Consider the following 24,422-nt stretch of genomic DNA (forward strand, 5'->3'; position numbering starts at 1 on the left):
CCGCGAGGTCAGAGCAGGGCGAGGGAGGTCGCGCGCCAGCGCCCGTCCCAGCCCTCGAGGCGCATCGCGACGGCACGTGTGCGGATCGGACCGCCGACGACCACGACCGCCTCGAGCACGCCGTCGGCGGGTTCGCAGGTGCGATCGCTCAGGATGCGGTGCGCCGGCCGGACGGCGGCGACGCCGCGTGCGCTCCGCGCGCGGGCCGACAGGTTCGCTCGGGTGACGAGCGCCCGGTACGCGTCCTCGCCGAGCCAGCGCGCCAGCTGATCGACGTCGCGCACGCCGGCCAGCACCTCGAGGACGCCGATCGTGAGGTTCTTCACGAGGGGGAGCGGGTCGGGCAGATCGGCCGTGGAGGTGCGCTGCGGTGCGAAGTACTCGGCGACCTCGAGGGCGCTCCCCGAACGCGGTATCCGGCTGTCTTCGGTGGCGGTGAGGGCCATGTCGGTTCCTCTCGGGCGACAGGTGTCTGCGGGTCGATGAACGCCACGAGTACAGCACAGGGCGACGAGAGGGTGGATGAGAATACTCCAACCTGTGGACAAACCCCGCGGTGCCGGCGGGGGGTCCTCTACATTCGCGATCGTGCGCTGGGATCGATTCTTCGAGGATCTCGAAGACCAATTGGACTCCGAATGGGAGGCCGAGCGCGCGGCGCTCGACACCGAGGCCGAGCGGCTGCGACTGGCCCGGCTGTCGCTGTTCCAGCGGTTGCATGCCCTGGTGGGTGCCGTCGAGGACGCCATCACCCTGGATCTCGTAGGCGGCGCCGCCGTGACCGGCGTACCCGTCGCGGTCGGACCGGATTGGCTCGCGGTGGACGACGGCGGCGCGCGGGGTGCCCTGATCGTCCCCCTGGCCGCCCTCGTCGGGGTGGGGCCGACGCACGCCGACCTGCTCCGCAGCGCCCGGGGGAGTGAGCCCGGGCGGCTCCGCGAGCGGATGACGCTCGGCTTCCTCCTGCGCGACCTCGCGCGGCGGCGTGTCCCCGTGACGCTGTACGCCGTCGACGGGCGGGAGTACTGCGGCACGATCGACCGTGCGGCATCCGATCATCTCGATCTCGCCCTGCACGACCGCGGTTCACCCCGTCGCGCCGACCTCGTGAGCGGATACCGCATCGTGCCGCTGTCGGCGGTCACGGCCGTGCGGCTGGAAGCGCCGGCCTCGCTCGCGTGAGCGCGGCGCGATCAGGCCGTGATCATTCGCCGCCGCGGCGGCCGCGCCCCCAAAGCTCGGGGAAGCTCGCGGCGTTGGACTCGCGCCAGAGCGCGTGGAGTCGCGCGTCCTCCGCCTGTTCGTCCAGGTAGTCCTCGACGCTGTCCGCCTCGATGCGCCACGCGAGCGGGGAGCCGAGCCGAGCCCCCCGCAGACGTCCGTCGAGGATGAGAGCCACGACCTCGTCGACCTCCAGTTGCAGCATCTCCGCGACCTGGGCGGGCGTGAGCATACGCAGGGGGGACGCATCGGGCATGAGGCCATTATGAGCCCGCGTACCGGTCGCATCGGTTGCATCGCCGGCTTGTGGATAATCGCGGTGGCACCGCCGCGGGCTCGGTCACCATGGCGTCATGACCACTCCCGACACCGTCCGGCCCGCGCCGCGTGCGTTCTGGGCCGACGCGCGATTCCTCCTCGGTATCGCGCTGATCATCGCGTCCGTCGCGGGCGTCTGGCTCGTCGTCGCCTCTGCGCGTCAGACCGCGCCGGTGTTCGCCGCCGCCCGCACGATCGTCCCCGGTCAGACCGTGACGGCGGACGACCTGCGGGTGGTCGACGTCGCCCTGGGGTCCGCGGGTGACACATACGTCTCGCCCGCCTCGCTCGAGCCCGGCGTCATCGCGACCCGCACGATCCTGGCGGGCGAACTCGTCCCGCACGCGGCCGTGGACGAGGCGGATGCCGCGACCACGACGAGCGTGGTGATCCGGACGGCCGGAGACGTGTCCGCCGCCGTCACCGCGGGCTCGGTCGTGGAGGTCTGGGCGGCACCGGCCGAGGAGGGCGGCGAGGTCGGCGAGCCGCGGATCCTCGTGCCCTCGGCGACGGTGGTCACGGTGACGAAGGACGACGCCGTCGTCTCGGGCGAGGACGTGTCGCTCGAGATCGTCATCCCCCGCGCCGATGTCGCCGCGACGCTCGCCGCGGTGTCCGACGACTCCCTCCTGTCGGTCGTGCCCGTGGCGGGGGAGTCCCGGTGAGGGTCGTCGTCGCGGCGGACGGTGTCCGCGGGGACACCCTCGCCGCGCGACTGCGCCATGAGGACGCCGACGTGCGCGCGGTGGTGGCGGCATCCGCCCCCGCTGCCGCCGCGCTCGATGCGATGGCCGCACCCGAGGCGGCGGAGCTCCTCGCCGAGCTGGCCCGGGCGGACCTCCTGATCGTCGAGGGGCGGGCGGCGACCCTGACCGCCGAGCTCGTCGCCGCCTGCGACCGTTTGTCGGTGCGCATCGTGCCGCTGTGCGCTCGAACCTCGGATCGGCGCCTCGCCGCATCGCTCGGGCTCGCGGCCCACGATCCGGACGCACCGGCGGCCGAGCTCCTCGCGAGCCCTCCGTCGTCCCTTCCCGTCGAGCCCACCCGCGGCCGTGTGATCACCGTGTGGGGCGCACAGGGGGCGCCCGGGCGGACGACCCTCGCCATCGAGATCGCCTGTGCACTTTCGAGTGCCGACCACCGCGTCGCGCTCGTCGACGCGGACTCCCACGCGCCCTCGCTCGCCCTCGCGACCGGCCTCGCCGACGAGGGCCCCGGGTTCGCCGCCGCATGCCGGCAGGCCGAACGCGGCACGCTCACGGTGGCGGAGCTCAGCCGCATCGCGTCGACGCTGGCCGACGTGGACGTTCTCACCGGCCTCAATCGGCCGGGACGGTGGCCCGAACTGTCCCATGCCCGCGTGCTGGCCGCGCTCGAGGCGTGTCGCGGATGGGTGGATGACACCGTCGTCGACACAGCGGCATCCCTCGAACGCGACGAGGAGATCGTGAGCGACCTCGTCGACGGTCCCCGCCGGAACGCCGCGACGCTCGCGGCCGTCGAAGCGGCCGACGTCGTCCTCGCCGTCGTCGCCGCCGATCCCGTCGGGGTGTCCCGTTTCGTGCGGAACTGGCCCGAACTCCGCGCGGCGGCGGGCACCGCCCCCGTGCGGGTGGTGGTCAACAAGATCCGCGCCGGCGCCCTCGGTGTCGACGCCCGCGGACAGGTGCGGCGCACACTCGAGCGCTACACGGGCGTGACGGACGTGTCCTTCGTCCCGTGGGATGCCCGGGGGACGGATGCCGCGCTCCTCGCCGCGCGTCCGATCGCCCACGTCGCACCGCGCTCGGCGGTGCCGACCGCGGTGCGACGCCTCGTGGCCGAATCGCTCGCCCCGCGGCGTGCCGCGGAGGCCGCGACCCGGCACTCGCTGCGCCGCCTGGCCCGGAGCGCGTAGAGCGCGGGAAGCCCCCGGGAGGAGGATCTAGGGTGGAGGCGTGTCCACCCTCAGCGACCTCGTCTACGCCCAAGGCCGATCCACCGCGGAGGATGTGGAGTGGCTCCACCGCCTGGCCGGTGACGGTCAGCTGCTCGCCGACCTGGCCTTCGCGGACATCGTCATCTGGGTGCCGACGTCGGACGACTCGTTCATCGCCGTCGCCCACACCCGGCCGAGCGGCGCCGCGACCCTGTTCTACCGCGACATCGTCGGCGATGCCGTGCGACCGCAATGGCGCACGCAGGTCACGGACGCGTTCACGCAGGTGCGCGTCGTGGATTCGTCCTCGCCGGACTGGTTCGAGGAGACCCCGACCCGCGTGCGGGCCGTGCCGATCGTGCGCGAGCGCGCAGCGGAGGGACGCGAGAGCCGGGTGATCGGCGTGCTGACCCGGCACACCAACCTCGGTGAGGCCCGCACCCCGTCGCGTCAGCAGATCACCTTCAACGACTGCGCGGACGACCTGTTCGGGATGATCGCATCGGCGGACTTCCCCGACCTCACGGCGCCGACCTCGCCGCGCCGGGGCGCCCCCCGGGCCTCGGACGGCCTCATCCGTCTCGACGTCGACGGCATCACGACGTTCGCGAGCCCGAACGCCCTGTCGGCCTTCAACCGGCTCGGCTTCGACGACGAGCTCGAAGGCGAATCGCTCATGGAAGTGGCGACGAAGATCATGCCGGCGTCGCGCCAGTTCGACGAGTCGCTGCCGATCGTGATGGCCGGCCGTGCGCCGTGGCGCGCGGACGTCGAGGCGCGGGGCGTCACCGTGTCGCTCCGGACGATCCCCCTGCGCGAGAACGGCACCCGCATCGGTGCCATCGTCCTGTGCCGCGACGTGAGCGAGATCCGCCACCAGGAGCAGGAGCTCATCACGAAGGATGCGACGATCCGCGAGATCCACCATCGCGTCAAGAACAACCTGCAGACCGTCGCGTCGCTCCTGCGCATCCAGGCGCGGCGAACCCATTCCGACGAGGGTCGGGACGCCCTGACGCAGGCCATGCGCCGGGTGAGCGCGATCGCTGTCGTCCACGACACCCTGTCGGAGGGGCTCACGCAGAGCGTGGACTTCGACGACGTGTTCGAGCGCGTCCTCAAACTCGTCGCCGAGGTCGCGGCGGCGCCCAACACGCGTGCCCGCACGGTCAAGACCGGCACGTTCGGGACGCTGCCGAGCGAGTACGCGACGCCGCTCGCCCTCGCGCTCACCGAGCTCGTGACGAACGCCGTCGAACACGGTCTGGTTGACAAGGAGGGCGAGGTCGAGATCATCGCCGAGCGCGACGAGGACCGGCTCGCGGTCCGCGTCCGCGACACCGGTGTCGGCCTGCCCGAGGGTCAGGTCGGTCGGGGTCTCGGCACGCAGATCGTGAGGACGCTCATCCAGGGTGAGCTGAGCGGGACGATCGACTGGCACACCCTCATGGGCAGCGGGACCGAGGTGACGATCGAGATCCCGATGCGGTACATCGAGCGCGCGCGGGCCTGAGGCCCGCGCGCGGCGGTGTCAGGACGCGCGGCGGGCGCGGGCGGCGCGGCGCTTGAGGGCGCGGCGCTCGTCTTCGGAGAGGCCGCCCCAGACACCCGAGTCCTGGCCGGTCTCGAGGGCGTACTGCAGGCAGAGTTCGGTGACGGTGCACCGGGCGCAGACGGACTTCGCCTTCTCGATCTGGTCGACGGCGGGCCCGGTGTTCCCCACGGGGAAGAACAGTTCGGGGTCGACGGTCAGGCAGGCGGCTTTGTCGCGCCAATCCATAGCGGTGCTCCTTGTGGGGGATCGGAAGTCGGGATGCGACGCCGGGCGACGTCGACTAACCTGATTGGTGTGCGAGCTGATGCTCGCCCCACGCCGCTGTGGGAGCACACTTGCCCATCAATATTCCCATGCCCGGGCATGGGAATCAAGGGTTATGTGAATCACGGGTTAACGGAGTATTTCGGCGCCTCGCCGTGCCCCGGCGCCCAGGAGGAGCGGTGAACGTGCGTACCACCCGCGTCGAGCGGATCGCGGCCGGTTGGCTCGCCCTCGAGGCGATCGGCGTCCTGGCCCTCGCCGCGTGGGAGCTGATCGCGCTGGTCCGCGGCGACAGCGAGAGCGTGCCGAGTTCGCTGGCGCTCCTCGCCCTGACGGTGATCGGCGCGGCCGCCGTCGCAGGCTTCGCCGTCGCCGTGTGGCGCGGCGGGTCGTGGGGACGCTCCGGCGGCGTCGTCGTGCAGTTGCTCGTCCTGTCCGTCGCGCTCGGGACCCTCACGGGGGAGGGAGCCGACACGCGCCTCGCCGCGACGATCGCGGTCCCCGCCGTCGTGGGGCTCGTCCTCCTGATCGCGGCCGCTCGGGCGGCCGGCGCGCGATCGCGGAGCGAGGCCGACGAGGTCTGATCAGACTTCGAGCAGGCTCCGGATCCGCGCGACGTGGCCGGTGGCCTTCACGTTGTAGAGCGCGTGCGCGACCGTGCCGTCCTCATCGATGACGAAGGTCGAGCGGATGACGCCCTCGACGACCTTGCCGTAGTTCATCTTCTCGCCCCACGCGCCGTAGGCCTCGTGGACGCTGTGGTCGGGATCGCTCAGGAGGGCATAGGGGAGGGCGTCGCGCTCACGGAACTCGCGCAGCTTCGCCGGCTCGTCGCGGGAGATCCCCACCACGGTGTACCCGGCCGCCTGCAGCGGCGCGACGCTGTCGCGGAAATCGCAGGCCTCGGTCGTGCAGCCCGGCGTCATGGCGGCGGGGTAGAAGAAGGCGATGAGGCGCCCGCCGCGGAAGTCGCTCAGCGAGACGGCCCCACCGTCCTGGTCGACGAGGGTGAAGTCGGGGGCGGGGGATCCGGGGTTCAGGCGCGGCATCCCCTCATTTTAGTCGGCCGCTCAGGTCGTGAAGGTGGCGAGGAGTCGCTGCAACGAGTCCAGTCGCGCAGGACCGCGCTCGCCCAGTCGACCCTCCGCCACGGCCTCGACGATCGCGCAGTCGGGGGCGTCGGGCAGGTGCGTGCACCCGCGCGGGCACTCCTCGGCGACGGCGGCGAGATCGGTGTAGGCGCGGAGGATGTTGGCGGGGTCCACGTGGCCCAGACCGAACGACCGGACGCCGGGGGTGTCGATCACCCAGCCGCGACCCTGGTCGCCGACGTAGCGGAGCGAGACGGCCGAGCTCGACGTGTGGCGGCCGCGCCCGGTCACCTCGTTGACGTGTCCGGTCGCGCGCGCGGCGTCGGGGACGAGGGCGTTGACGAGGGTCGACTTGCCGACACCGGAATGGCCGACGAACACGGTGGCGTGCCCGGCGAGGCGTTCGCCGATCTCGGCGACCGGCATCGCGCCCGTCCCGCTGGTGAACACCTCCAGGTCGTCGAGGCCCTCGAAGTGCGCGAGGAAGGATGCCGGATCGGCGAGATCGGTCTTGGTGACGACGAGCAGCGGGTGCATGCCGGCATCCAGCGCCGCGATGAGGTAGCGGTCGACGAGGCGCGGGCGGGGTTCGGGGTCGGCGGCGGCCACGACGATGAGCAGCTGATCGGCGTTCGCGACGATGATGCGCTCGACCTGGTCGGTGTCGTCCGCGCTGCGGCGCAGCAGCGAGGTGCGCTCCTCGATGCCGACGATGCGCGCGAGGGTGCCGTCGTCGCCGGAGGTGTCGCCGACGACGCGGGCGCGGTCGCCGTTGACGATCGGCTGTTTGCGGAGTTCGCGGGCGCGTGTCGCGAGGATCTGGCGCTCGTCCGGGCCGTCCTCGTCGATCAGGACCGTGTAGCGGCCGCGGTCCACGCCGAGCACGCGGGCGGTCTGCGCATCCGCGTGCGCGGGGCGGCGCTTGGTGCGGGGGCGGTTGGCCTTGGGATTCGGCCGGACGCGGATGTCGGCCTCGTCGTAGTCGAGGTCGTCGTCGTCGCCGTCGTCGTCGAGCCAGCTCACGCGAGCATGCCCGCCCACAGCTGGGGGAACTCGGGCATCGTCTTGGCCGTCGTTCCGATGTCGTCGACGACCACCCCGGGCGCCCGCAGGCCGATGACCGCGCCCGCCGTCGCCATGCGGTGGTCGTGGTGGGCGCGCCATACCCCGCCGTGCAGGGGCCTCGGGACGATGTGGATGCCGTCCTCCCGCTCCTCCGCCTCGCCGCCGAGCGCGCGGAGGTTCTCCACGAGGGCCGCGATCCGATCCGTCTCGTGGCCCCGGATGTGACCGATGCCGTGGAAGGTCGTGGGGGCGTCGGCGAACGCGGCGAGCGCGAACAGCGTCGGGGTGAGCTCGCTCGCCGCCGACAGGTCGAGGTCGAGGCCGGCGATGCGGTCGCCCGCGGTGACGGTGAGCGCTCCCGCGCGGCGGGTGACGTGCGCTCCCATGACGGGCAGGATGTCGGCCAGCAGCGCGCCGGGCTGGGTGGAGTGCGCGGGCCAGCCGGGGACCGTCACCGACCCGCCGGTGAGGACGGCGGCGGCGAGGAACGGAGCGGCGTTGGAGAGGTCGGGTTCGATCGCGATCTCCTTGCCGCGCACCGGCCCCGCGGGCACGAGCCACTCGTTCGGTGTGGGGTGCTCGACATGCACCCCGCGGCGGGCGAGTGCCTCGACCGTCATCTCGATGTGGGGGAGGCTCGGCAGGCGCTCGCCGTCGTGGATGAGACGCAGGCCGACGTCGAAGCGCGCCGCGGCCAGGAGCAGTCCGGAGACGAACTGACTGGACTGGCTCGCGTCGATCGTGACCTCGCCGCCGCGGAGGTGCCCGTGGCCGCGCACGTCGAAGGGGAGCGACCAGCTGCCGGCGTCGTCGATGTCCGCCCCGATGTCACGCAGCGCGTGGATCATCGCCCCCATCGGGCGGTGCAGAGCGGTGGGGTGGGCGGTCACGTGCACGTCGCCCACGGCGAGGCCGGCGATCGGGGAGACGAATCGCATGACGGTGCCGGCCTGACCGCAGTCGATCGTGGTGCCGCCGGTGAAGCGGGACGGCGGGGTGACCTCGAGGTCCGGACCGAAGGGGGAGTCGCCGGCGACCGGCTCGATCCTCACGCCGAGGCGACGGAGGGCGTCGATCATGCGCGCGGAGTCGTCCGAGTGGAGCGCGCCGGTCAGCAGGCTCGGTCCGTCGGCGATGGCGGAGAGGACGAGTTCGCGGTTGGTGAGCGACTTCGACCCGGGCACCGTCACGTGCGCGTGGACCGGCTCGCCCGGCGTGGGCGCCGGCCACGACCCGCCGGGGATCTCGTCGGCGGTGGCGGGGGAGGAAGGGGCGTCGCTCATCGCTCCCAGCCTACTGATGACACGGAATCCGTTCACCCGTTCCCGAGCCCTGAGCCGCGGCATCCGCGAACCTGGGAATAGGCCCCGCCCTTCGTCCGTTGACCCCTCTGTCGACACCGTGCATGCCAGGGGAGAGGAGCGCGATGATCGCGACAGCTGATGCGCCCGTGCTCGCCGAAGGGGCCGACGTAGACTGGCCTGCGATGAACGATCAGGCGGTCGACGACCCGCGTACCCAGTTCGAGGAGCAGGCGCTCCCCTTCATGGACCAGCTCTACGCTGCGGCCATGCGGATGACCCGCAACCCGGCCGACGCGTCGGATCTCGTCCAGGAGACCTTCGTGAAGGCGTTCGCCGCGTGGGCGTCGTTCACGCAGGGCACCAACCTCAAGGCGTGGCTGTACCGCATCCTCACGAACACGTACATCAACACGTACCGGAAGAAGCAGCGCGAGCCCTACCAGGGCACGATCGACGACCTGGAGGACTGGCAGCTCGGCGGGGCCGAGTCGACCACGGCGTCGTCGGCGCGATCGGCCGAGGCCGAGGCGATCGACCACATGCCGGCATCCGTCGTGAAGGACGCGTTGCAGTCGCTCCCGGAGGACTTCCGACTGGCCGTGTACCTCGCGGATGTCGAAGGATTCGCGTATCAGGAGATCGCGGACATCATGAAAACCCCCATCGGCACGGTCATGAGCCGTCTGCACCGTGGCAGACGTCAGCTCCGCGACCTGCTGTCCGAATATGCGAAAGAGCGCGGCATCGATGTGCCCGCCACGAGGAGTGCGAAATGACCGACTGCGGTTGCGACAAAGCCCGGCAGGACCTCGAGGAGTACCTGCGCAACGAGATCTGCCACACGCGCCACTCGGACATCACCGAGCACCTGGAGAACTGCGCCGCGTGCCGCGACGAAGCCCTGGTCGCCACCACCCTGACCGCGGTGGTCGCGCGCGCGTGCAAGGAGGCGGCGCCGGAGGACCTGCGCGATCAGGTGCTCGCGCGGCTGCGCGCGGAGCAGGCGACGCACCACTGACCGGACGCCACCCCTTCTTCCCACGAAAGAAGTGGCCCCGCCGAAGCGGGGCCTCTTCTTTCGTGAAGGCGCTCAGAAGGTGAGCGCCTTCTCCATGATCGCGGCGTGCTCGCGGGCGTGGACCTTCGGCGAGCCGGTCGCCGTGGAGGCGGCTGAGGAACGCGAGATCCGCTTGATCGTGCGGCCGTGGAGGTGCTTGACGACCTCGAGCGCCATGAACGGCCAGGCGCCCTGGTTCTCGGGCTCTTCCTGGACCCAGAACAGCTCGGCGTTCGGGTAGCTGTCGAGCACCGCGTTGAGCTGGTCGATGGGGGCCGGGTAGTACTGCTCCAGGCGGACGAGCGCGACTTTCTCGTTCGGGTTCTTCTCGAGCTCAGCGGCGAGGTCCCAGTGGATCTTGCCGGCGTGCAGCAGCACCCGGCTGACCGACTCGCGGTCGAGGGAGCGGCTGTCGTCGATCACCGGCTCGAACCGGCCGTGGAGGAAGTCCTCGACGGGGCTCGTGGCGTTGCGCAGGCGCAGCATCGCCTTCGGCGTGAAGACGACGAGCGGCCGGCGCGGGCGGGCGTACGCCTGACGGCGCAGCAGGTGGAAGTACGACGCCGGCGTCGACGGACGTGCGACGGTCATGTTGTCCTGCGCGCACATCTGCAGGTAGCGCTCGATGCGCGCCGACGAGTGGTCGGGTCCCTGGCCCTCGTAGCCGTGAGGGAGCAGGAGCACGACGCCGGACTGCTGGCCCCACTTCTGCTCGGCGGAGGAGATGAACTCGTCGATCACCGACTGGGCGCCGTTGGCGAAGTCGCCGAACTGGGCCTCCCACAGCGTGAGGGTGTCGGCCCGCTCGACCGAGTAGCCGTACTCGAACGCCATCGCGGCGTACTCGCTCAGGAGCGAGTCGTACACGTAGAAACGGCCCTGGTTGTCGCTCAGGTTCGCCAGCGGCAGCCACTCCTGACCGTTCGCACGGTCGTGCATGACGGCGTGGCGCGTCACGAACGTGCCGCGTCGGACGTCCTGACCGGCGAGGCGGACGTTCGAGCCCTCGACCAGCAGCGAACCGAACGCGAGCAGCTCGCCGAAGCCCCAGTCGATCTTGCCGTTGCGGCTCATGTCGTGCCGCTTCTCGAGCAGCTGCTGCAGCTTGGTGTGGACCGTGAAGCCCTCGGGCTTGTTGACGAACGCGTCCCCGATGCGCTCGATGACGTCGCGGGCGACCCCGGTGGTCTCGGGCTCGCCGACGGCCGTGTCGGCCGGTGCGTCCGCCGCGACGACCGGCGAGGTACCGGTCTGGGCGGCGTGCGTCTCGGCGAAGGCGATCTCGAGGCGGTTCTGGAAGTCCTGCTTGGCCTTCTCGTACTCCTCCTCGGTGATGTCGCCGCGACCGACGAGCGCCTCGGTGTAGAGCTTGCGCACCGAGCGCTTGGCCTCGATCAGGTTCGTCATGAGCGGCTGCGTCATCGAGGGGTCGTCGCCCTCGTTGTGACCGCGGCGCCGGTAGCAGACGAGGTCGATCACGACATCCCGGTTGAACTCCTGCCGGTAGCGGAAGGCGAGCTCGGCGACGTGGACGACGGCCTCGGGGTCGTCGCCGTTCACGTGGAAGATCGGCGCCTGGATCGTCTTGGCGACGTCGGTCGCGTAGATCGACGTGCGGGCGTCGAGGGGGAGCGTCGTGAAGCCGACCTGGTTGTTGACGACGACGTGCACCGTGCCGCCCGTGCGGTAGCCGCGCAGACGCGACATCTGCAGGGTCTCCATCACGACGCCCTGGCCGGCGAAGGCCGCGTCGCCGTGGACGAGGATCGGCAGCCACGAGAACGAGCCGATGGGGAGGCGGTCCTGCTTGGCGCGGACGATGCCCTCGAGGACGCCGTCGACCGTCTCGAGGTGCGAGGGGTTCGCCGCGAGGTAGACGGGGAGCTCCTCGCCGCCGTCGGCGACGAAGGTGCCCTGGGTGCCGAGGTGGTACTTGACGTCGCCCGAACCGCTCTTCGAGCCGACGGCGACGGAGCCCTCGAACTCGCGGAAGATCTGGCTGTAGGTCTTGCCGGCGACGTTCGTGAGGACGTTGAGGCGACCGCGGTGGGCCATGGCGATGGCGGCGCCGTCGAGGCCCTCGGCCGCCGCGCCCTGCAGGATCTGGTCGAGCAGGGGCACGAGCGACTCGCCGCCCTCGAGGCTGAACCGCTTCTGGCCGACGAACTTCGTCTGCAGGAAGGTCTCGAACGCCTCGGCCTCGTTGAGCTTGCCGAGCACGCGCAACTGCTCGTCGTGGCCGGGCTTCTGGTACTTGACCTCGAGGTTGTCCTGGAACCACTTGCGCTGCGTCGGGTCCTGGATGTGCATGTACTCGACGCCGATGGTGCGGCAGTACGAGTCGCGCAGGATGCCCAGGATGTCGCGCAGCTTCATCGTGCGCTTGCCGCCGAAGCCGTTCGTGACGAACTCGCGGTCGAGGTCCCAGAAGGTCAGGCCGTGGTTCTCGATCTCGAGGTCGGGGTGCGTGCGCTGCACGTACTCCAGCGGGTCGATGTCGGCCATCATGTGGCCGCGGACGCGGTAGGAGTTGATGAGCTCCTGTACGCGAGCCGTCTTGTCGACGCGCTCGGCGACGTCGACCTTGATGTCGCTCGACCAGCGGATGGGGGAGTAGGGGATGCGGAGCGCCGCGAAGATGTCGTCGTAGAACCCCTCCTGGCCGATCAGCAGCTGGTGCACGATCTTCAGGAACTCGCCCGAGCCGGCACCCTGGATGACGCGGTGGTCGTAGGTGCTCGTGAGCGTGATGGTCTTGCCGATGCCGAGCTCGCCGAGCGTCTTCTCGCTCGCGCCCTGGAACTCGGCCGGGTAGTCGAGGGCGCCGGCGCCGATGATGCAGCCCTGGCCCTTCATCAAGCGCGGGACGGAGTGGACCGTGCCGATGCCGCCGGGGTTGGTCAGCGAGACCGTCGTCCCCTGGAAGTCCGCCGCGGTGAGCTTGTTCTTGCGGGCGCGCTGGACGAGGTCCTCATAAGCGGTGAGGTACTCGCCGAACGTCAGCGTCTCGGCCTGCTTGATGCTCGGCACCATGAGGGCGCGCGTGCCGTCGGGCTTCGGCAGGTCGATCGCGATGCCGAGGTTGATGTGGGCGGGCGCGACGACGGACGGCTTGCCGTCGACCTCGGCGTAGTACACGTTCTGGGTCGGGAAGGCCTTCAGGGCCTGGATGAGCGCCCACCCGATGATGTGGGTGAAGCTCACCTTCCCGCCGCGCGTGCGGGACATGTGGTTGTTGATGACGATGCGGTTGTCGATCATCAGCTTCGCCGGGATCGTCCGCACGCTCGTCGCGGTCGGGACGGTGAGGGACTCGTCCATGTTGGCCGCGAGGGTCTTCGGCAGTCCGCGCAGCGGCGTGACGGTGTCCTCGAGGACGGCCTTGTCGGCGGCGGGTGCGGCCTTGGGAGCCTCGGCGGGAATCGGCTGCGGAGCGGCCGGACGCGCGGTCGTCCGGGCGACGGGCGGGGCGCCGGCCGCGGCGGGACGGTTCTCCGCTGCGGATGCCGCCGGTGCGGAAGCCGGTGCGGCGGATCCGGCCGGTGCGGATGCCGCCGGTGCGGGTTCCGTTGCGGGTGCGCCGGAGGCTCCGTCAGGGGTGTAGGCCTCGAGGATCGGCCACCACTCCTTGTCCACCGAGTTCTTGTCGCGGCTGTACTGCTCGTACAGCTCCGCGACGAGCCATTCGTTGGCTCCGAACTCCCCGTCGCTCGTAGTTCCCACGCCGGTCGCCTGACTGGACACGGTTCCGCCTGCTTTCGTCGTCGACGTTCGAAATGTGCGGTGCCCGCGCGGCCTCGCGCACAGAGATCAAGGGTATCCCAGGTTCGCGCGCGCCCGACCCGCTCACGCCGTCCGGCGCAGGGGCTCGACGGTCGCCTAGCGTGGGAGTATGCACTTCTCCGGTGAGCGGCCCGCAGGCGACCTGACCTACTCCGACGTGTTCCTCGTCCCGCGACGGTCGGACGTGACGAGTCGCCTCGACGTCGACCTCTCACCCGGCGACGGGACGAGTGCGACGATCCCGCTCGTCGCCTCCAACATGAACTCCGTCACGGGACCGCGCCTCGCGGCGACCCTGGCCCGTCGCGGCGGGCTCGCGGTGCTGCCCCAGGACATGCCGCTGCAGGAGGTCGACGCGGCTATCCGGTGGGTCAAGGACCAGCCGGTGCGCTGGGACACCCCGCTCGTCCTGCCGCCGGAGGCGCTCGTGTCGGAGGCCGCCGCACTCCTGCCTCCGGCCGCGGGTCACGCCATCGTCGTCGCGACGTCCTCCGCGCACGATGCGGGCGCACCGCGGGTGCACGTCGACGACATCCTCGGCATCGTTCCCGCCGAGCGGCTCGGGACGGCCCTGCCGGACGCGCGGCTCGGCGACCTCGTGCGGGGGCGGGCGGCATCCATCGACGCCGACGACGTGGACACTGCGCGGGCGGCCTTCGACCTCCTGGTCGCGGCGGATGCCGACATCGTCACGGTCCTGCAGCACGGCCACCTCGTGGGCACGCTGTCGCAGCGGACGGCCCTGCGCTCCTCGCTGTACCGTCCGGCGGTCGACGCGGACGGACGCCTCATCGTCGCCGCAGCCGTCGGGATCAACGGCGACGTCGCGGCGAAGGCGCGCGCCCTTGCGGCCGCCGGTGTCGACGCGCTCGTCGTCGACACCGCGCACGGTCACCAGGAGAGCATGATCCGGGCGCTCCGCGCCGTCCACGCCGAGGGTCTCGACCTCCCCATCGTCGCCGGCAACGTGGTCACCGCCGAGGGGGTCCGCGACCTCGTCGAGGCGGGCGCCACGATCCTGAAGGTCGGCGTCGGCCCGGGCGCCATGTGCACGACCCGCATGATGACGGCCGTCGGCCGTCCGCAGTTCTCCGCCGTGCTCGAGACCGCCGAAGCGGCGACCGCCGCCGGTGCCCACGTCTGGGCGGACGGGGGTGTCCGCTACCCCCGGGACGTCGCCCTGGCCCTCGCGGCGGGCGCGGCATCCGTCATGATCGGCTCGTGGTTCGCCGGCACGATCGAGTCGCCGGGCGAACTGCGGGTCGACGCCGACGGGCGGGTCTTCAAGGAGTCGTGGGGCATGGCGTCGACGAAAGCGGTGCAGGGGCGCTTCGGTCGCCTCGACCCGTTCGAGCGTGCCCGGAAGGAGCTCTTCGCCGAAGGTATCTCGTCGTCGCGCATCTACCTCGACCCGCTGCGCCCGAGCGTCGAGGACCTGCTCGACATGATCACCTCGGGTGTGCGTTCGTCGTTCACGTACGCCGGAGCCGCGACGGTCGCCGACTTCCACGAGCGGGCGACGGTCGGTTTCCAGTCGGCGGCCGGATACGAGGAGGGCAAGGCCCTGCCCGTCAGCTGGTGAGCCGCCGCCCCCGGGCGGGGGCGGGCGTGCCGTAGAATCGTCCGCACAATGGACGACCCTCCCAGTAGACCCTCGCCCCACCGACCCTGCTCCCCGATGATCGGGGGTGACGTGTGATGGACTACGTCATGTTGGGCGTGGGGCTGCTCCTGACCGTGGGAACCGGTCTGTTCGTCGCGAGCGAGTTCGCCCTCGTGAACCTCGACCGCGCCGACCTCGAGGCGCGCCGCGCCGCCGGCGAGACCCGTCTGTCGCTGACGATCAACGCGCTGCGGATCACCTCGACGCACCTGTCGAGCGCGCAGCTCGGCATCACGCTGACGACGCTTTTGACCGGTTACACGATGGAACCGGCGCTGTCGAACCTGCTGAACCCGGTCTTCGCCCTCTGGGGCGTGCCGGAGGCGGCATCCCGTCCCATCGCGACCGTCGTGGCGATCACGGTCGCGACCGTCTTCTCGATGATCATCGGCGAGCTCGTCCCGAAGAACTTCGCGCTCGCCGTCCCGCGGCAGACCGCGAAGCTCGTGATCGGGTTCCAGACGGTCTTCACGACGGTCTTCCGCCCCGCGATCCTCCTCCTCAACGGCAGCGCCAACGCGGTGCTGCGTGCCATGGGCGTCGAGCCCAAGGAGGAGCTGTCGGGTGCCCGCACCGCCGAGGAGCTGTCGAGCCTCGTGCGGCGCTCCGCGAGCGCCGGCGTCCTCGAGGAGGACACCGCGTCGCTGCTCGATCGCACCCTGACCTTCTCGCGGCTCACGACCGCCGACGTCATGACGCCCCGGCCGAGCGTCCACGCCGTCGCCGCCGACGACAGCGTCGAGGAGATCGTGCAGCTCGCGCGCCGCACCGGCCACAGCCGGTTCCCCGTCTACGGCGAGTCGATGGACGACATCATCGGCATCGTCCACCTCAAGCAGGCCGTGTCGGTGCCGCGCGAGCGTCGCGCCGACGTCCCCGCCGCCGCGATCGCGCAGGAGCCCCTGCGCGTCCCCGAGGCGGTCCACCTCGACGGCCTCATGTCCGAGTTGCGCTCCCGCGGGTACCAGATGGCGATCGTCGTCGACGAGTACGGCGGCACGGCGGGTGTCGTGACGCTCGAGGATCTCGTGGAGGAGATCGTGGGCGAGGTGCTCGACGAGCACGACCGCAGCCGCGCGGGCGTCGTGCGGGCCAAGGGGTCGATCATCTTCCCCGGCGACCTGCGTCCCGACGAGGTGCTCGACCGCACCGGCATCCGCGTCCCCGAGGGCGACGTGTACGACACCGTCGGCGGGTTCATCATGGCCACGCTCGAGCGCATCCCGGCGGTCGGCGATCAGATCACCCTCGAGGACGGGACCATCACCGTGCAGCGGATGGACGGTCGCCGCGTCGACCGCGTCAAATTCGTGCCCGCTCCCGTGCCGGTCGGCGCCGAGACCGAAGGGGGTGAGCGCCGATGAGCGACTGGGCCGGGATCGCCTGGCTGGTCGTCCTCCTCGTGGCCAACGCCTTCTTCGTCGGCGCGGAGTTCGCCGTCATCTCGGCGCGACGCTCGCAGATCGAGCCTCTCGCCGAGAAGGGGTCCCGCTCGGCGAAGACCGCGCTGTGGGCGATGGAGCACGCCACGCTCATGCTCGCCACGTGCCAGCTCGGCATCACGATCTGCTCGCTGCTGATCCTGAACGTGTCGGAGCCGGCGATCCACCACCTGCTGGCCGCGCCGCTGGAGGCGATCGGGTTGCCGTACGCGGTCGTCGACGTCACCGGGTTCGTCATCGCTCTGCTGCTCGTGTCGTACCTGCACGTCGTGTTCGGCGAGATGGTGCCGAAGAACCTCGCGTTCTCGCTGCCGGACCGCGCGGTCCTGATGCTCGCGCCGCCGCTCGTGTTCGTCTCGCGGGTCTTCCGCCCGGTCATCGTCGCGCTCAACTGGATCGCGAACCACGTCGTCCGGCTGTTCCGCGTCGAGCCGAAGGACGAGGCCGCCTCGACCTTCACCCTGGACGAGGTCGCCACGATCGTGAACCAGTCGCGCATCGAGGGGGTGCTCGACGACGCGTCGGGCGCCGTCGCCATGGCGGTCGAGTTCACCGACAAGAAGGCGAAGGATGTCGCGGTTCCGCTCTCGGAGCTCGTCACCCTGCCCGAGCACACGACGCCCGATGAGATCGAGCGGGCCGTGGCCCGTCACGGATTCTCGCGCTACGTGATCGTCGACGACGAGGGGATGCCGCTCGGTTACGTCCACCTCAAGGACGTGCTGCGCGCGGCGGAGGGACCGGATGCCGAGGCGACGGTGGACGCGCCGATCAAGCCGAAGCGCATCCACCACATGATCCCCATCGGCGAGGCCACCGACCTCGAGGACGCGCTCGCGCTCATGCGGCGTTCGAGTCGTCACCTCGCGCAGGTGCGCGATTCGGCGGGAGAGACGACGGCGGTGCTGTTCCTCGAGGACATCATCGAGGAGCTCGTCGGCGAGGTGCACGACGCGACGCGGCGCCTCTGAGGTCGCCGGCGACGCGTCGCGGGCGGCTCAGCGCCGCCGGGCGCGGAGGTACTGCGGCGGCCACAGCGCCGCGGCCTCCGCGTCGCCGAGCTCGTCGGCGGCGCGCAGAGCGAAGTGGGGGTCGCGGAGCCAGCCGCGACCGACCATGACGGCGTCGGCGAGCCCGTCCTGCAGGATCGTCTCGGCCTGCGCGCCGTCGAGGATCTCGCCCACCGCCGTGACGAGGAGTCCGGTGCGCTCGCGCACCGTGGCCGCGAACGGCACCTGGTAGCCGGGACCGGTCGTGATGCGCTGGTGGGCGACGAGGCCGCCGGTGGAGATGTCGATGACGCTCGCGCCCCGCTCACCGACCCACGCGGCGACCGTCGCCGTCTCTTCGACGCCCCAGCCGCCGTCGGCCCAGTCGGTGGCCGAGAACCGGACGGCGATCACCCGGCTCGGTGCGGCCTCGCGGACGGCGGCCACGACGCGCAGCAGCAGGCGCGCGCGGTTCTCGAGCGATCCGCCGTAGGCGTCGGTGCGCTCGTTCGACAGCGGCGAGAGGAACTGGTGCAGCAGGTAGCCGTGGGCGGCGTGGACTTCGAGGAGATCGAACCCGGCCTCGTCGGCGCGGCGGGCGGCCTGCGCGAAGGCGTCGACGAGGGCGTCGATGTCGCCGTCGGTCATCGCGACCGGTGGCGCGTAGCCGTCGAACGCGATCGCCGAGGGGGCCATCGTCGTCCAGTCGCCCTCCGCGGGGGCGACGGAGCCGCGGGCGTCGTCCCACGGCCGGTGGGTCGAGGCCTTGCGGCCCGCGTGCGCGAGCTGCACCCCGGCGAGGGCGCCGCGAGCGTGGATCGCGGCGACGATCGGAGCCCAGGCATCCCGCTGCGCGTCGTTCCAGAGCCCCGCGTCGTGCGGGGTGATCCGCCCCTCCGGGGTGACGGCGGATGCCTCGGCGATGACCACGCCCGCACCGCCGGTCGCGAACTGGGCGAGGTGCACGTGGTGCCAGTCGTTCGGCACGCCGTCCACCGCCGAGTACTGGCACATCGGCGAGACCCACAGGCGGTTGCGCGCGGTGGCGCCGGCCAGTTCGAGGGGGCGGAACAGCAGGGTCATGGGCGGACTCCGTCGCAGTAGGGTGGGCGCCATGGCGGCGCGGGGATGGACGAGGGCGGACACGGCCGAGGTCGTCTTCGGGCCAACGGCGGACGACGACAAGTATTCCCGCGGTGTGGTCGGCCTGCGGACCGGATCGACGGCCTTCCCCGGTGCGGCGGTGCTCGGCGTCGAAGCCGCCTGGCGGACGGGCGTCGGCATGGTGCGCTATCTCGGACCGCAGCGCGCGGCGGACCTCGTACTCGCCCGGCGCCCGGAGACGGTGACCGCGGACGGTCGCGTGCAGGCGTGGGTGGTCGGGTCGGGGACGGATGCCGCGCACCGCTCCGCGCGCGAGCGCGCCGCGCTCGGCGGCATCCTCTCGGGGGAGGTCCCCGTCGTGGTCGACGCCGGCGCCTTAGATCTCGCCCCGGCGGCGGCCGCGCCGGTCGTGGCGACACCGCACGGCCGCGAGCACGAGCGGCTGCGGCGGATGCTGGGGCTCGACCCGGACGTGGACGATGCGTCCGAGACGGCGGCCGTCCTCGGCGGTGTGGTGGTGCGCAAGGGTGCGACGACGGTGGTCGCGGCGCCCGGCGAAGAGGCGATCGAGATCACGGCTCCCACCTCGTGGCTCGCGACCGCCGGCACCGGCGACGTCCTCGCCGGGACGGTCGGCGCCGTGATCGCGGGCGTCGTCGGGCGGGGCGGAGCGCCGGGCGACCGGGGCGCGCTGCAGCGGGCCGCGGCATCCGCTGTCTGGCTGCACGGCCACGCGGCGGCGCTCGCCGTCGCCGCCCACCGCGGCGGACCGATCGCGGCGCTCGACGTCGCGGAGCACCTGCCGTTCGCGGTCGCCGAGGTGCTGGCCGGCTGACACGCGTCGGTCGGCGGCGCCCGTAGGCTGGGCGCGTGACGAACCGCGTGCTGCTGTGGACCGTGTTCGTCCTCGTCCACGCGGGTGTCGGCCTGCTGGGGTTCGTCCTGCCGAACGAGCCCATGGGCGACGTGTACCGCGTGTACGAGCCGTGGTCGCGCGCGGTGTTCTCGGGCGGCGGCGTCGTGGGCGTGACGCAGGACTGGGTCTATCCCCAGCTCGCGCTGCTGCCCATGCTGCTCGCCCATCTGCCCGCCGGCCTCGTGGGCGACTACACGGTCGGCTGGGCCGTGCTCGTGACGCTGGTCGACGCGGTCGCCTTCGCGGTGCTCGTCGGCCGCGGGCACTCCCGCGGGCGCGTCGTCGCCGCCGTCTTCTGGCTCGCGGCGATCGTCTGCCTCGGCCCCGTCGGCCTGTATCGGATCGATGCGGTCTCGGTACCGCTGGCGATCCTCGGATGCCTGTGGCTGTTGCGCCGGCCCGCGCTCGCCGCCGCGCTCCTCGCGGCCGCGACCTGGATCAAGGTGTGGCCCGCCGCGCTCCTCGCGGCGGCCGTGGTCGCGGTGCGCCGCCGCGCGAGGGTGATCGCCGCAGCAGCGCTCGTGAGCGTCGCGGTGCTGGGTGTCGTCGTCGCCGCCGGCGGAGCGGACCATGCGCTGGGATTCGTCACCGGGCAGACCGGGCGCGGACTGCAGGTCGAGGCGCCCGTGAGCGCGCCGTACGTCTGGGGTGCGTTGCTGGGCGCCGACGGGTCGGCGGTGTACTACGACCAGGGCCTGCTCACCTTCCAGGCCACCGGCCCGCAGGTCGACCTCGTCATCGCCGCGATGACGCCGCTGCTCGCCCTCGCGGCCGCCGCCGTCCTCCTGCTCGGGGCCTGGCAGGTGCGTCGCGGAGTGCCGTTCGTGCGCCTGTTCCCTGTCCTCGCGCTCGCCCTCGTGCTCGTGCTCATCGTCGCCAACAAAGTCGGGTCGCCGCAGTTCCACACCTGGCTGTTCGCCCCCACCGTCCTGGGCCTCGTGATCGACCGGCGCCGATGGGCGGCACCCGCCGCCCTCGTGCTCACGGCCGCCGCGCTCACCCAGCTCGTGTATCCCGTCCTCTACGGCGGCATCATCACACCGGCGGTCCTGCCCGTCGCGGCCCTCACGCTCCGCAACCTCGTGCTGGTGGGCCTCCTGGTGTGGATGGTCGCGCGCCTCGTCCGCCTGCCCGCATCCGTGTCCGCTCCCGTCCGCGTCGCCCCCTGATCCCGGAGGTCCTCCCATGCTCGTCGCCTTCTCCGTCGCCCCCTCCGGTGACGGCAACCCGGACGGTTCCGTCCACGACGCGGTCGCCGCGGCCGTCACGGTCGTCCGCGCGTCGGGGCTGCCCCATCGCACCACGAGCATGTTCACCGAGATCGAGGGGGAGTGGGACGAGGTGATGGCCGTCGTCAAGGGCGCCGTCGACGCCGTGCAGCCCTTCGGTTCCCGTGTCTCGCTCGTGCTGAAGGCCGACATCCGCCCGGGGCGCACCGGCGAGATCGACGGCAAGATCGCTCGGTTGGAGACGGCGATCGAATCGATTCGTGGCGAGCAGGGGAGCGGGACTACGATCTCGGAGTGATCTCCGCCCCCACGCGTCCCCGCCGCGCCCTCCTCGCGCTCGCCGTCGGCAGCTTCGGCATCGGCATGACCGAGTTCGTCGTGATGGGGCTGCTCCCCGAGATCGCGCGCGAGCTGCTGCCCGCCGCGTGGGCGACCTCGCAGGAGGACGCGATCGCACAGGCGGGGTGGCTCATCACGCTCTACGCGCTCGGGGTGGTCATCGGAGCGCCGACGATCGCGGCATCCGTCGCCAAGTACCCGCGTCACCGCGTCATGATCCTGCTCGCGGCGGCGCTGACACTGTTCAACGCGCTGACCCTCGTGCTGCCGACGTTCGAGCTCGTCGCGGCATCGCGCCTCCTGGCGGGACTGCCCCACGGCGCGTACTTCGGCATCGGCGCGCTCGTGGCCGCCGACGTCATGGGTCCGGGGAACCGGGCCAAGGGCGTCGCCTTCGTACTGACCGGTCTGACGGTCGCGAACGTCGTCGGCGTGCCGCTCGGCACCTTCCTCGGGCAGAACCTGGGCTGGCGATGGGCGTTCGTGCTCGTCGTCGCCATCTTCGCCGCTGCGACCGCCGCGATCGCCGTCACGGTGCCGCGCCGGGCGGGGGAGCCCTCGCGCACCCTCCGCGCCGAGCTCGGGGTGTTCCGCATCGGACAGGTCTGGTTCGCGCTCGGGATCGGCGCCATCGGCTTCGGCGGCTTCTTCGCCGTCTACACGTACGTGTCGCCGCTCGTGACCGAGGCCGCGGGGTCGCCCGCGTGGGTCGTCCCGATCACGCTCGTGATCCTCGGGATCGGGATGACGGTGGGCAACCTCGTCGGCGGGCACCTCGCCGACGTCGACCTGATCCGCGCGATGTTCGGGCTGCTCGGCCTGCTGGCGCTGTCGCTGCTGCTGCTCGCCCTGACCTCGGGGTGGATCGTGACGGTCGTGATCTTCGTCTTCGCGGTCGCCTTCGCCGCGTCGGCGGTGAGTCCCACCATCCAGACCCGCCTCATGGACGTCGCCGGCGACAACCAGTCGATCGCCGCCGCGCTCAACCACTCCGCCCTCAACACCGGCAACGCCATGGGAGCGGCCCTGGGCGGTGCCGTCATCGCCGCGGGGTTCGGCTTCGCGGCGCCCGTGTGGGTCGGCTTCCTCCTCGCGCTCGCCGGGCTCGGCATCGCCGCGCTCAGCGTCACCGTCGAGCGGCGGCACGCCCGCACACCCGCCCTGGTCTGACACGCCGCGGCGGGCGGCGCAACCCCGTCTACGACCGAGCCCGTGACTCGCTAGCGTCGAGCCATGTCCCGTAACTCGCGCCGGTTCGCCTGCACACCCGACGACGTGTTCGCCGTCCTCGCGGACGGCTGGCTGTTCCCGTCATGGGTGGTCGGCGCGTCCCGCATGCGCGAGGTCGCCGACACGTGGCCGCAGGTGGGCTCCCGGCTGCACCACTCGTTCGGCGTCTGGCCGGTGCTCATCGACGACGCGACCGAGGTGCTCGTCTACGACCCGCCCCGCCACGTGCTGCTGCGGGCGAAGGGATGGCCGATGGGCGAGGCCCAGGTCGACATCCAGGTCAAGCCGCACCGGGACGGGTGCATCGTACGGATCCAGGAGGAGGCGGTCGCGGGGCCGGGCAGCCTCGTGCCGCAGCCGCTGCTCGATGTCGTCCTGCAGCTGCGCAACCACGAGACGCTGCACCGGCTCGCGTACCTCGCCGAGGGGCGCGCCGCGCGGCCGACGGACGAGACGACCGCCGAGGACGAGGGCGTCGCCGAATGAACGACCTCGACGTCGTCGTCGTGGGGGCGGGCCCCAACGGCCTCGCCGCGGCCGTCACCCTCGCCCGTGCGGGCTTGGCCGTCCGCGTCTACGAGAAGGGCGCGACGATCGGCGGCGGAGCTCGCACCGCCGAGATGACCCTCCCCGGGTACCAGCACGACGTCTGCTCCGCCGTGCACCCGCTCGCCTTCGAGAGCCGCTTCTTCCGCGAGTTCGGCCTCGGCCGCCGCGTCGAGTTCGTCGTCCCGGAGGCCTCGTTCGCGCATCCGCTCGACGGCGGTCGCGCGGGCGTCGCCTACCGTGACCTCGACCGCACCGCCGAGGGCCTCGGCCGCGACGGCGACGCCTACGCGCGGCTCCTGCGCCCGCTCGTCGAGCGTGCCTCGGAGGTCGCCGACTTCACGGGGCATCCGCTGCTGCGCATACCGCGGCATCCGCTCGCGGCGGGCTGGTTCGGCGCCCGCACGCTGGAGCAGGGGAGTCCGCTGTGGAACGCCCGGTTCCGAGAGGATGCCGCGCCGGCGCTGCTCACAGGGGTCGCCGCGCACACGATCCTGCCGCTGCCGAGCCTCGCCGGTGCCGGGGCGGGCCTCGCGCTCACGACTTACGCCCACGCACGCGGCTGGCCGATCCCGGTCGGCGGCAGCCAGGCGATCGTCGACGCGATGGCCGACGACCTGCGCGCCCACGGCGGCGAGATCGTGACCGACCACGAGGTCACCTCGCTCGCCGAGCTGCCGCCGGCGCGCGCCGTGCTGCTCGACGTCATCCCGCGCGCGTTCCTGCGGATGGCCGGCGACGCCGTGCCCGCGGGGTACCGCGGTGCGCTCGAACGGTTCCGGTACGGCGGGGCGGTCGCGAAGGTCGACTTCGCCCTGTCGGGACCGGTGCCGTGGGCGAATCCCGAGGTCGCGGCGGCCGGCACGGTGCACGTCGGGGGCACGCGCGCCGAGGTCGCGGCATCCGAGACCCTCATCGCGCATGGCGGCCTTCCGGACGCGCCCTACGTGCTCGTCGCGCAGCCCTCGTCGTTCGACGCGTCGCGCGCGCCCGCGGGCGGGCACACCCTGTGGACGTACACGCACGTCCCCGCGGGGAGCACGGCCGACCGGGCCGAGGCCGTCATTCGGCAGATCGAGCGCTTCGCCCCCGGCTTCCGCGACCTGATCCTCGCCGTCAACTCGCGGAACGCCGTCGAGGTCGAGGCGGAGAACCCCAACTACCCCGGCGGGGACATCGCCGCGGGCGCCCCGGCGCTCTGGCAGCTGCTGAAGCGACCCGTCGTCTCGCCCGAGCCGTGGCGGACGCCTCTCGAGGGCGTCTACCTCTGCTCCGCGTCGACGAGTCCGGGGCCTGGGGTGCACGGGCTCGCGGGCTGGCACGCGGCGCGGTCGGCGCTGCGGCACACCTTCGGGACGCGGATCGCCCCGGATCTGTCGCCCCGCTGA

At 72.0% G+C, this 24,422-nt stretch carries 24 protein-coding genes; 16 read left to right on the forward strand and 8 right to left on the reverse strand.

What is annotated here, in order from left to right:
• Nucleotides 1–8: 8 nt before the first annotated feature.
• A complete protein-coding gene (locus tag AB0P29_RS06900; RefSeq protein WP_064001416.1) occupies nucleotides 9–446 on the reverse strand; it encodes an Rv3235 family protein in 438 nt (145 codons plus the stop codon).
• 142 nt (nucleotides 447–588) lie between these two features.
• On the opposite strand from AB0P29_RS06900, the gene AB0P29_RS06905 reads away from it, so the two are divergent.
• On the forward strand, nucleotides 589–1,182 hold the full coding sequence (locus AB0P29_RS06905) for a hypothetical protein (RefSeq protein ID WP_363379186.1): 594 nt from the start codon (nucleotides 589–591) through the stop codon (nucleotides 1,180–1,182).
• Nucleotides 1,183–1,204: 22 nt separating this feature from the next.
• Here AB0P29_RS06905 and AB0P29_RS06910 read toward each other — a convergent pair whose 3' ends face one another.
• Nucleotides 1,205–1,477, reverse strand: a complete 273-nt coding sequence (locus tag AB0P29_RS06910; RefSeq protein WP_231872690.1) for a helix-turn-helix domain-containing protein — start codon at nucleotides 1,475–1,477, stop codon at nucleotides 1,205–1,207.
• A 97-nt stretch (nucleotides 1,478–1,574) separates the two neighbouring features.
• On the opposite strand from AB0P29_RS06910, the gene AB0P29_RS06915 reads away from it, so the two are divergent.
• Genes AB0P29_RS06915 through AB0P29_RS06925 form a run of 3 tightly spaced genes read left to right on the forward strand, consistent with a single transcriptional unit; the run spans nucleotide 1,575 to nucleotide 4,970 of the window.
• Entirely contained in the window at nucleotides 1,575–2,204 is a 630-nt protein-coding gene (locus AB0P29_RS06915; protein ID WP_363379187.1) for an SAF domain-containing protein, read from the forward strand.
• Nucleotides 2,201–3,436, forward strand: a complete 1,236-nt coding sequence (locus AB0P29_RS06920) for a hypothetical protein (RefSeq protein ID WP_363379188.1) — start codon at nucleotides 2,201–2,203, stop codon at nucleotides 3,434–3,436. Before AB0P29_RS06915 ends, AB0P29_RS06920 begins: the two co-directional genes overlap by 4 nt.
• Nucleotides 3,437–3,476: 40 nt before the next feature.
• Complete coding sequence (locus AB0P29_RS06925; protein WP_363379189.1) at nucleotides 3,477–4,970, forward strand: histidine kinase N-terminal domain-containing protein; 1,494 nt, start codon at nucleotides 3,477–3,479, stop codon at nucleotides 4,968–4,970.
• Nucleotides 4,971–4,988: 18 nt separating this feature from the next.
• Here AB0P29_RS06925 and AB0P29_RS06930 read toward each other — a convergent pair whose 3' ends face one another.
• On the reverse strand, nucleotides 4,989–5,237 hold the full coding sequence (locus tag AB0P29_RS06930; RefSeq protein WP_018188706.1) for a WhiB family transcriptional regulator: 249 nt from the start codon (nucleotides 5,235–5,237) through the stop codon (nucleotides 4,989–4,991).
• Nucleotides 5,238–5,455: 218 nt separating this feature from the next.
• On the opposite strand from AB0P29_RS06930, the gene AB0P29_RS06935 reads away from it, so the two are divergent.
• Entirely contained in the window at nucleotides 5,456–5,860 is a 405-nt protein-coding gene (locus tag AB0P29_RS06935; RefSeq protein ID WP_363379190.1) for a histidine kinase, read from the forward strand.
• On the opposite strand, the gene bcp is transcribed toward AB0P29_RS06935, so the two are convergent.
• The 3 genes from bcp to aroA are packed head-to-tail and all read right to left on the reverse strand — an operon-like array spanning nucleotide 5,861 to nucleotide 8,715.
• Nucleotides 5,861–6,325: a thioredoxin-dependent thiol peroxidase gene (bcp, locus tag AB0P29_RS06940; RefSeq protein ID WP_363379191.1), complete on the reverse strand. Its 465-nt coding sequence runs from the start codon at nucleotides 6,323–6,325 to the stop codon at nucleotides 5,861–5,863. It lies immediately after the preceding gene.
• Between the two features lie 21 nt (nucleotides 6,326–6,346).
• Entirely contained in the window at nucleotides 6,347–7,390 is a 1,044-nt protein-coding gene (gene rsgA, locus AB0P29_RS06945; RefSeq protein ID WP_363379192.1) for a ribosome small subunit-dependent GTPase A, read from the reverse strand.
• Nucleotides 7,387–8,715: a 3-phosphoshikimate 1-carboxyvinyltransferase gene (gene aroA / locus AB0P29_RS06950; RefSeq protein ID WP_363379193.1), complete on the reverse strand. Its 1,329-nt coding sequence runs from the start codon at nucleotides 8,713–8,715 to the stop codon at nucleotides 7,387–7,389. Before aroA ends, rsgA begins: the two co-directional genes overlap by 4 nt.
• Before the next feature lie 143 nt (nucleotides 8,716–8,858).
• Here aroA and AB0P29_RS06955 point away from each other — a divergent pair, with 143 nt between their 5' ends.
• Nucleotides 8,859–9,512: a sigma-70 family RNA polymerase sigma factor gene (locus AB0P29_RS06955; RefSeq protein WP_311862878.1), complete on the forward strand. Its 654-nt coding sequence runs from the start codon at nucleotides 8,859–8,861 to the stop codon at nucleotides 9,510–9,512.
• Complete coding sequence (locus tag AB0P29_RS06960; protein WP_064001424.1) at nucleotides 9,509–9,754, forward strand: hypothetical protein; 246 nt, start codon at nucleotides 9,509–9,511, stop codon at nucleotides 9,752–9,754. The genes AB0P29_RS06955 and AB0P29_RS06960 overlap by 4 nt, the downstream gene beginning before the upstream one ends.
• Nucleotides 9,755–9,826: 72 nt before the next feature.
• On the opposite strand, the gene AB0P29_RS06965 is transcribed toward AB0P29_RS06960, so the two are convergent.
• The gene (locus tag AB0P29_RS06965) at nucleotides 9,827–13,537 is read right to left on the reverse strand and encodes a multifunctional oxoglutarate decarboxylase/oxoglutarate dehydrogenase thiamine pyrophosphate-binding subunit/dihydrolipoyllysine-residue succinyltransferase subunit (RefSeq protein WP_363379194.1); all 3,711 of its coding nucleotides are present in this window, start codon (nucleotides 13,535–13,537) and stop codon (nucleotides 9,827–9,829) included.
• 148 nt (nucleotides 13,538–13,685) lie between these two features.
• On the opposite strand from AB0P29_RS06965, the gene AB0P29_RS06970 reads away from it, so the two are divergent.
• From AB0P29_RS06970 to AB0P29_RS06980, 3 genes are all read left to right on the forward strand, one after another.
• A complete protein-coding gene (locus AB0P29_RS06970) occupies nucleotides 13,686–15,158 on the forward strand; it encodes a GuaB1 family IMP dehydrogenase-related protein (RefSeq protein WP_217531120.1) in 1,473 nt (490 codons plus the stop codon).
• Between the two features lie 116 nt (nucleotides 15,159–15,274).
• A complete protein-coding gene (locus AB0P29_RS06975) occupies nucleotides 15,275–16,603 on the forward strand; it encodes a hemolysin family protein (RefSeq protein WP_217531230.1) in 1,329 nt (442 codons plus the stop codon).
• Nucleotides 16,600–17,652: a hemolysin family protein gene (locus AB0P29_RS06980; protein WP_217531121.1), complete on the forward strand. Its 1,053-nt coding sequence runs from the start codon at nucleotides 16,600–16,602 to the stop codon at nucleotides 17,650–17,652. Before AB0P29_RS06975 ends, AB0P29_RS06980 begins: the two co-directional genes overlap by 4 nt.
• A 27-nt stretch (nucleotides 17,653–17,679) precedes the next feature.
• On the opposite strand, the gene AB0P29_RS06985 is transcribed toward AB0P29_RS06980, so the two are convergent.
• Nucleotides 17,680–18,753 carry an NADH:flavin oxidoreductase/NADH oxidase gene (locus AB0P29_RS06985; protein ID WP_363379195.1) on the reverse strand — a complete coding sequence of 358 codons (1,074 nt, stop codon included), beginning with the start codon at nucleotides 18,751–18,753 and terminating at the stop codon, nucleotides 17,680–17,682.
• 22 nt (nucleotides 18,754–18,775) lie between these two features.
• On the opposite strand from AB0P29_RS06985, the gene AB0P29_RS06990 reads away from it, so the two are divergent.
• The 6 genes from AB0P29_RS06990 (at nucleotide 18,776) to AB0P29_RS07015 (ending at nucleotide 24,422) form a co-directional block, all read left to right on the forward strand.
• Entirely contained in the window at nucleotides 18,776–19,609 is an 834-nt protein-coding gene (locus tag AB0P29_RS06990; protein ID WP_363379295.1) for an ADP/ATP-dependent (S)-NAD(P)H-hydrate dehydratase, read from the forward strand.
• Nucleotides 19,610–19,644: 35 nt separating this feature from the next.
• Nucleotides 19,645–20,859, forward strand: coding sequence for a glycosyltransferase 87 family protein (locus AB0P29_RS06995; protein ID WP_363379196.1), 1,215 nt, complete (start codon nucleotides 19,645–19,647; stop codon nucleotides 20,857–20,859).
• A 16-nt stretch (nucleotides 20,860–20,875) separates the two neighbouring features.
• The gene (locus AB0P29_RS07000; RefSeq protein ID WP_363379197.1) at nucleotides 20,876–21,217 is read left to right on the forward strand and encodes a thiamine-binding protein; all 342 of its coding nucleotides are present in this window, start codon (nucleotides 20,876–20,878) and stop codon (nucleotides 21,215–21,217) included.
• A complete protein-coding gene (locus AB0P29_RS07005; RefSeq protein WP_363379198.1) occupies nucleotides 21,214–22,428 on the forward strand; it encodes an MFS transporter in 1,215 nt (404 codons plus the stop codon). Before AB0P29_RS07000 ends, AB0P29_RS07005 begins: the two co-directional genes overlap by 4 nt.
• A 63-nt stretch (nucleotides 22,429–22,491) precedes the next feature.
• Nucleotides 22,492–22,974 (forward strand): SRPBCC family protein, encoded by a 483-nt coding sequence (locus tag AB0P29_RS07010; protein WP_064001434.1) that lies wholly within the window; start codon nucleotides 22,492–22,494, stop codon nucleotides 22,972–22,974.
• Nucleotides 22,971–24,422, forward strand: a complete 1,452-nt coding sequence (locus tag AB0P29_RS07015) for an NAD(P)/FAD-dependent oxidoreductase (RefSeq protein ID WP_363379199.1) — start codon at nucleotides 22,971–22,973, stop codon at nucleotides 24,420–24,422. The genes AB0P29_RS07010 and AB0P29_RS07015 overlap by 4 nt, the downstream gene beginning before the upstream one ends.

Source organism: Microbacterium sp. NPDC080220, from assembly GCF_040686395.1.
Taxonomy (GTDB): Bacteria; Actinomycetota; Actinomycetes; order Actinomycetales; family Microbacteriaceae; genus Microbacterium; species Microbacterium gawkjiense.

Coding starts and splice junctions, on each gene's coding strand:
- AB0P29_RS06900 (WP_064001416.1), bottom strand. CDS start 446: ATGGCCCTCACCGCCACCGAAGACAGCCGGATACCGCGTTCGGGGAGC.
- AB0P29_RS06910 (WP_231872690.1), bottom strand. CDS start 1,477: ATGCCCGATGCGTCCCCCCTGCGTATGCTCACGCCCGCCCAGGTCGCG.
- AB0P29_RS06915 (WP_363379187.1), top strand. CDS start 1,575: ATGACCACTCCCGACACCGTCCGGCCCGCGCCGCGTGCGTTCTGGGCC.
- AB0P29_RS06930 (WP_018188706.1), bottom strand. CDS start 5,237: ATGGATTGGCGCGACAAAGCCGCCTGCCTGACCGTCGACCCCGAACTG.
- bcp (WP_363379191.1), bottom strand. CDS start 6,325: ATGCCGCGCCTGAACCCCGGATCCCCCGCCCCCGACTTCACCCTCGTC.
- aroA (WP_363379193.1), bottom strand. CDS start 8,715: ATGAGCGACGCCCCTTCCTCCCCCGCCACCGCCGACGAGATCCCCGGC.
- AB0P29_RS06955 (WP_311862878.1), top strand. CDS start 8,859: ATGATCGCGACAGCTGATGCGCCCGTGCTCGCCGAAGGGGCCGACGTA.
- AB0P29_RS06960 (WP_064001424.1), top strand. CDS start 9,509: ATGACCGACTGCGGTTGCGACAAAGCCCGGCAGGACCTCGAGGAGTAC.
- AB0P29_RS06970 (WP_217531120.1), top strand. CDS start 13,686: ATGCACTTCTCCGGTGAGCGGCCCGCAGGCGACCTGACCTACTCCGAC.
- AB0P29_RS06975 (WP_217531230.1), top strand. CDS start 15,275: ATGGACTACGTCATGTTGGGCGTGGGGCTGCTCCTGACCGTGGGAACC.
- AB0P29_RS06980 (WP_217531121.1), top strand. CDS start 16,600: ATGAGCGACTGGGCCGGGATCGCCTGGCTGGTCGTCCTCCTCGTGGCC.
- AB0P29_RS06985 (WP_363379195.1), bottom strand. CDS start 18,753: ATGACCCTGCTGTTCCGCCCCCTCGAACTGGCCGGCGCCACCGCGCGC.
- AB0P29_RS07000 (WP_363379197.1), top strand. CDS start 20,876: ATGCTCGTCGCCTTCTCCGTCGCCCCCTCCGGTGACGGCAACCCGGAC.
- AB0P29_RS07010 (WP_064001434.1), top strand. CDS start 22,492: ATGTCCCGTAACTCGCGCCGGTTCGCCTGCACACCCGACGACGTGTTC.
- AB0P29_RS07015 (WP_363379199.1), top strand. CDS start 22,971: ATGAACGACCTCGACGTCGTCGTCGTGGGGGCGGGCCCCAACGGCCTC.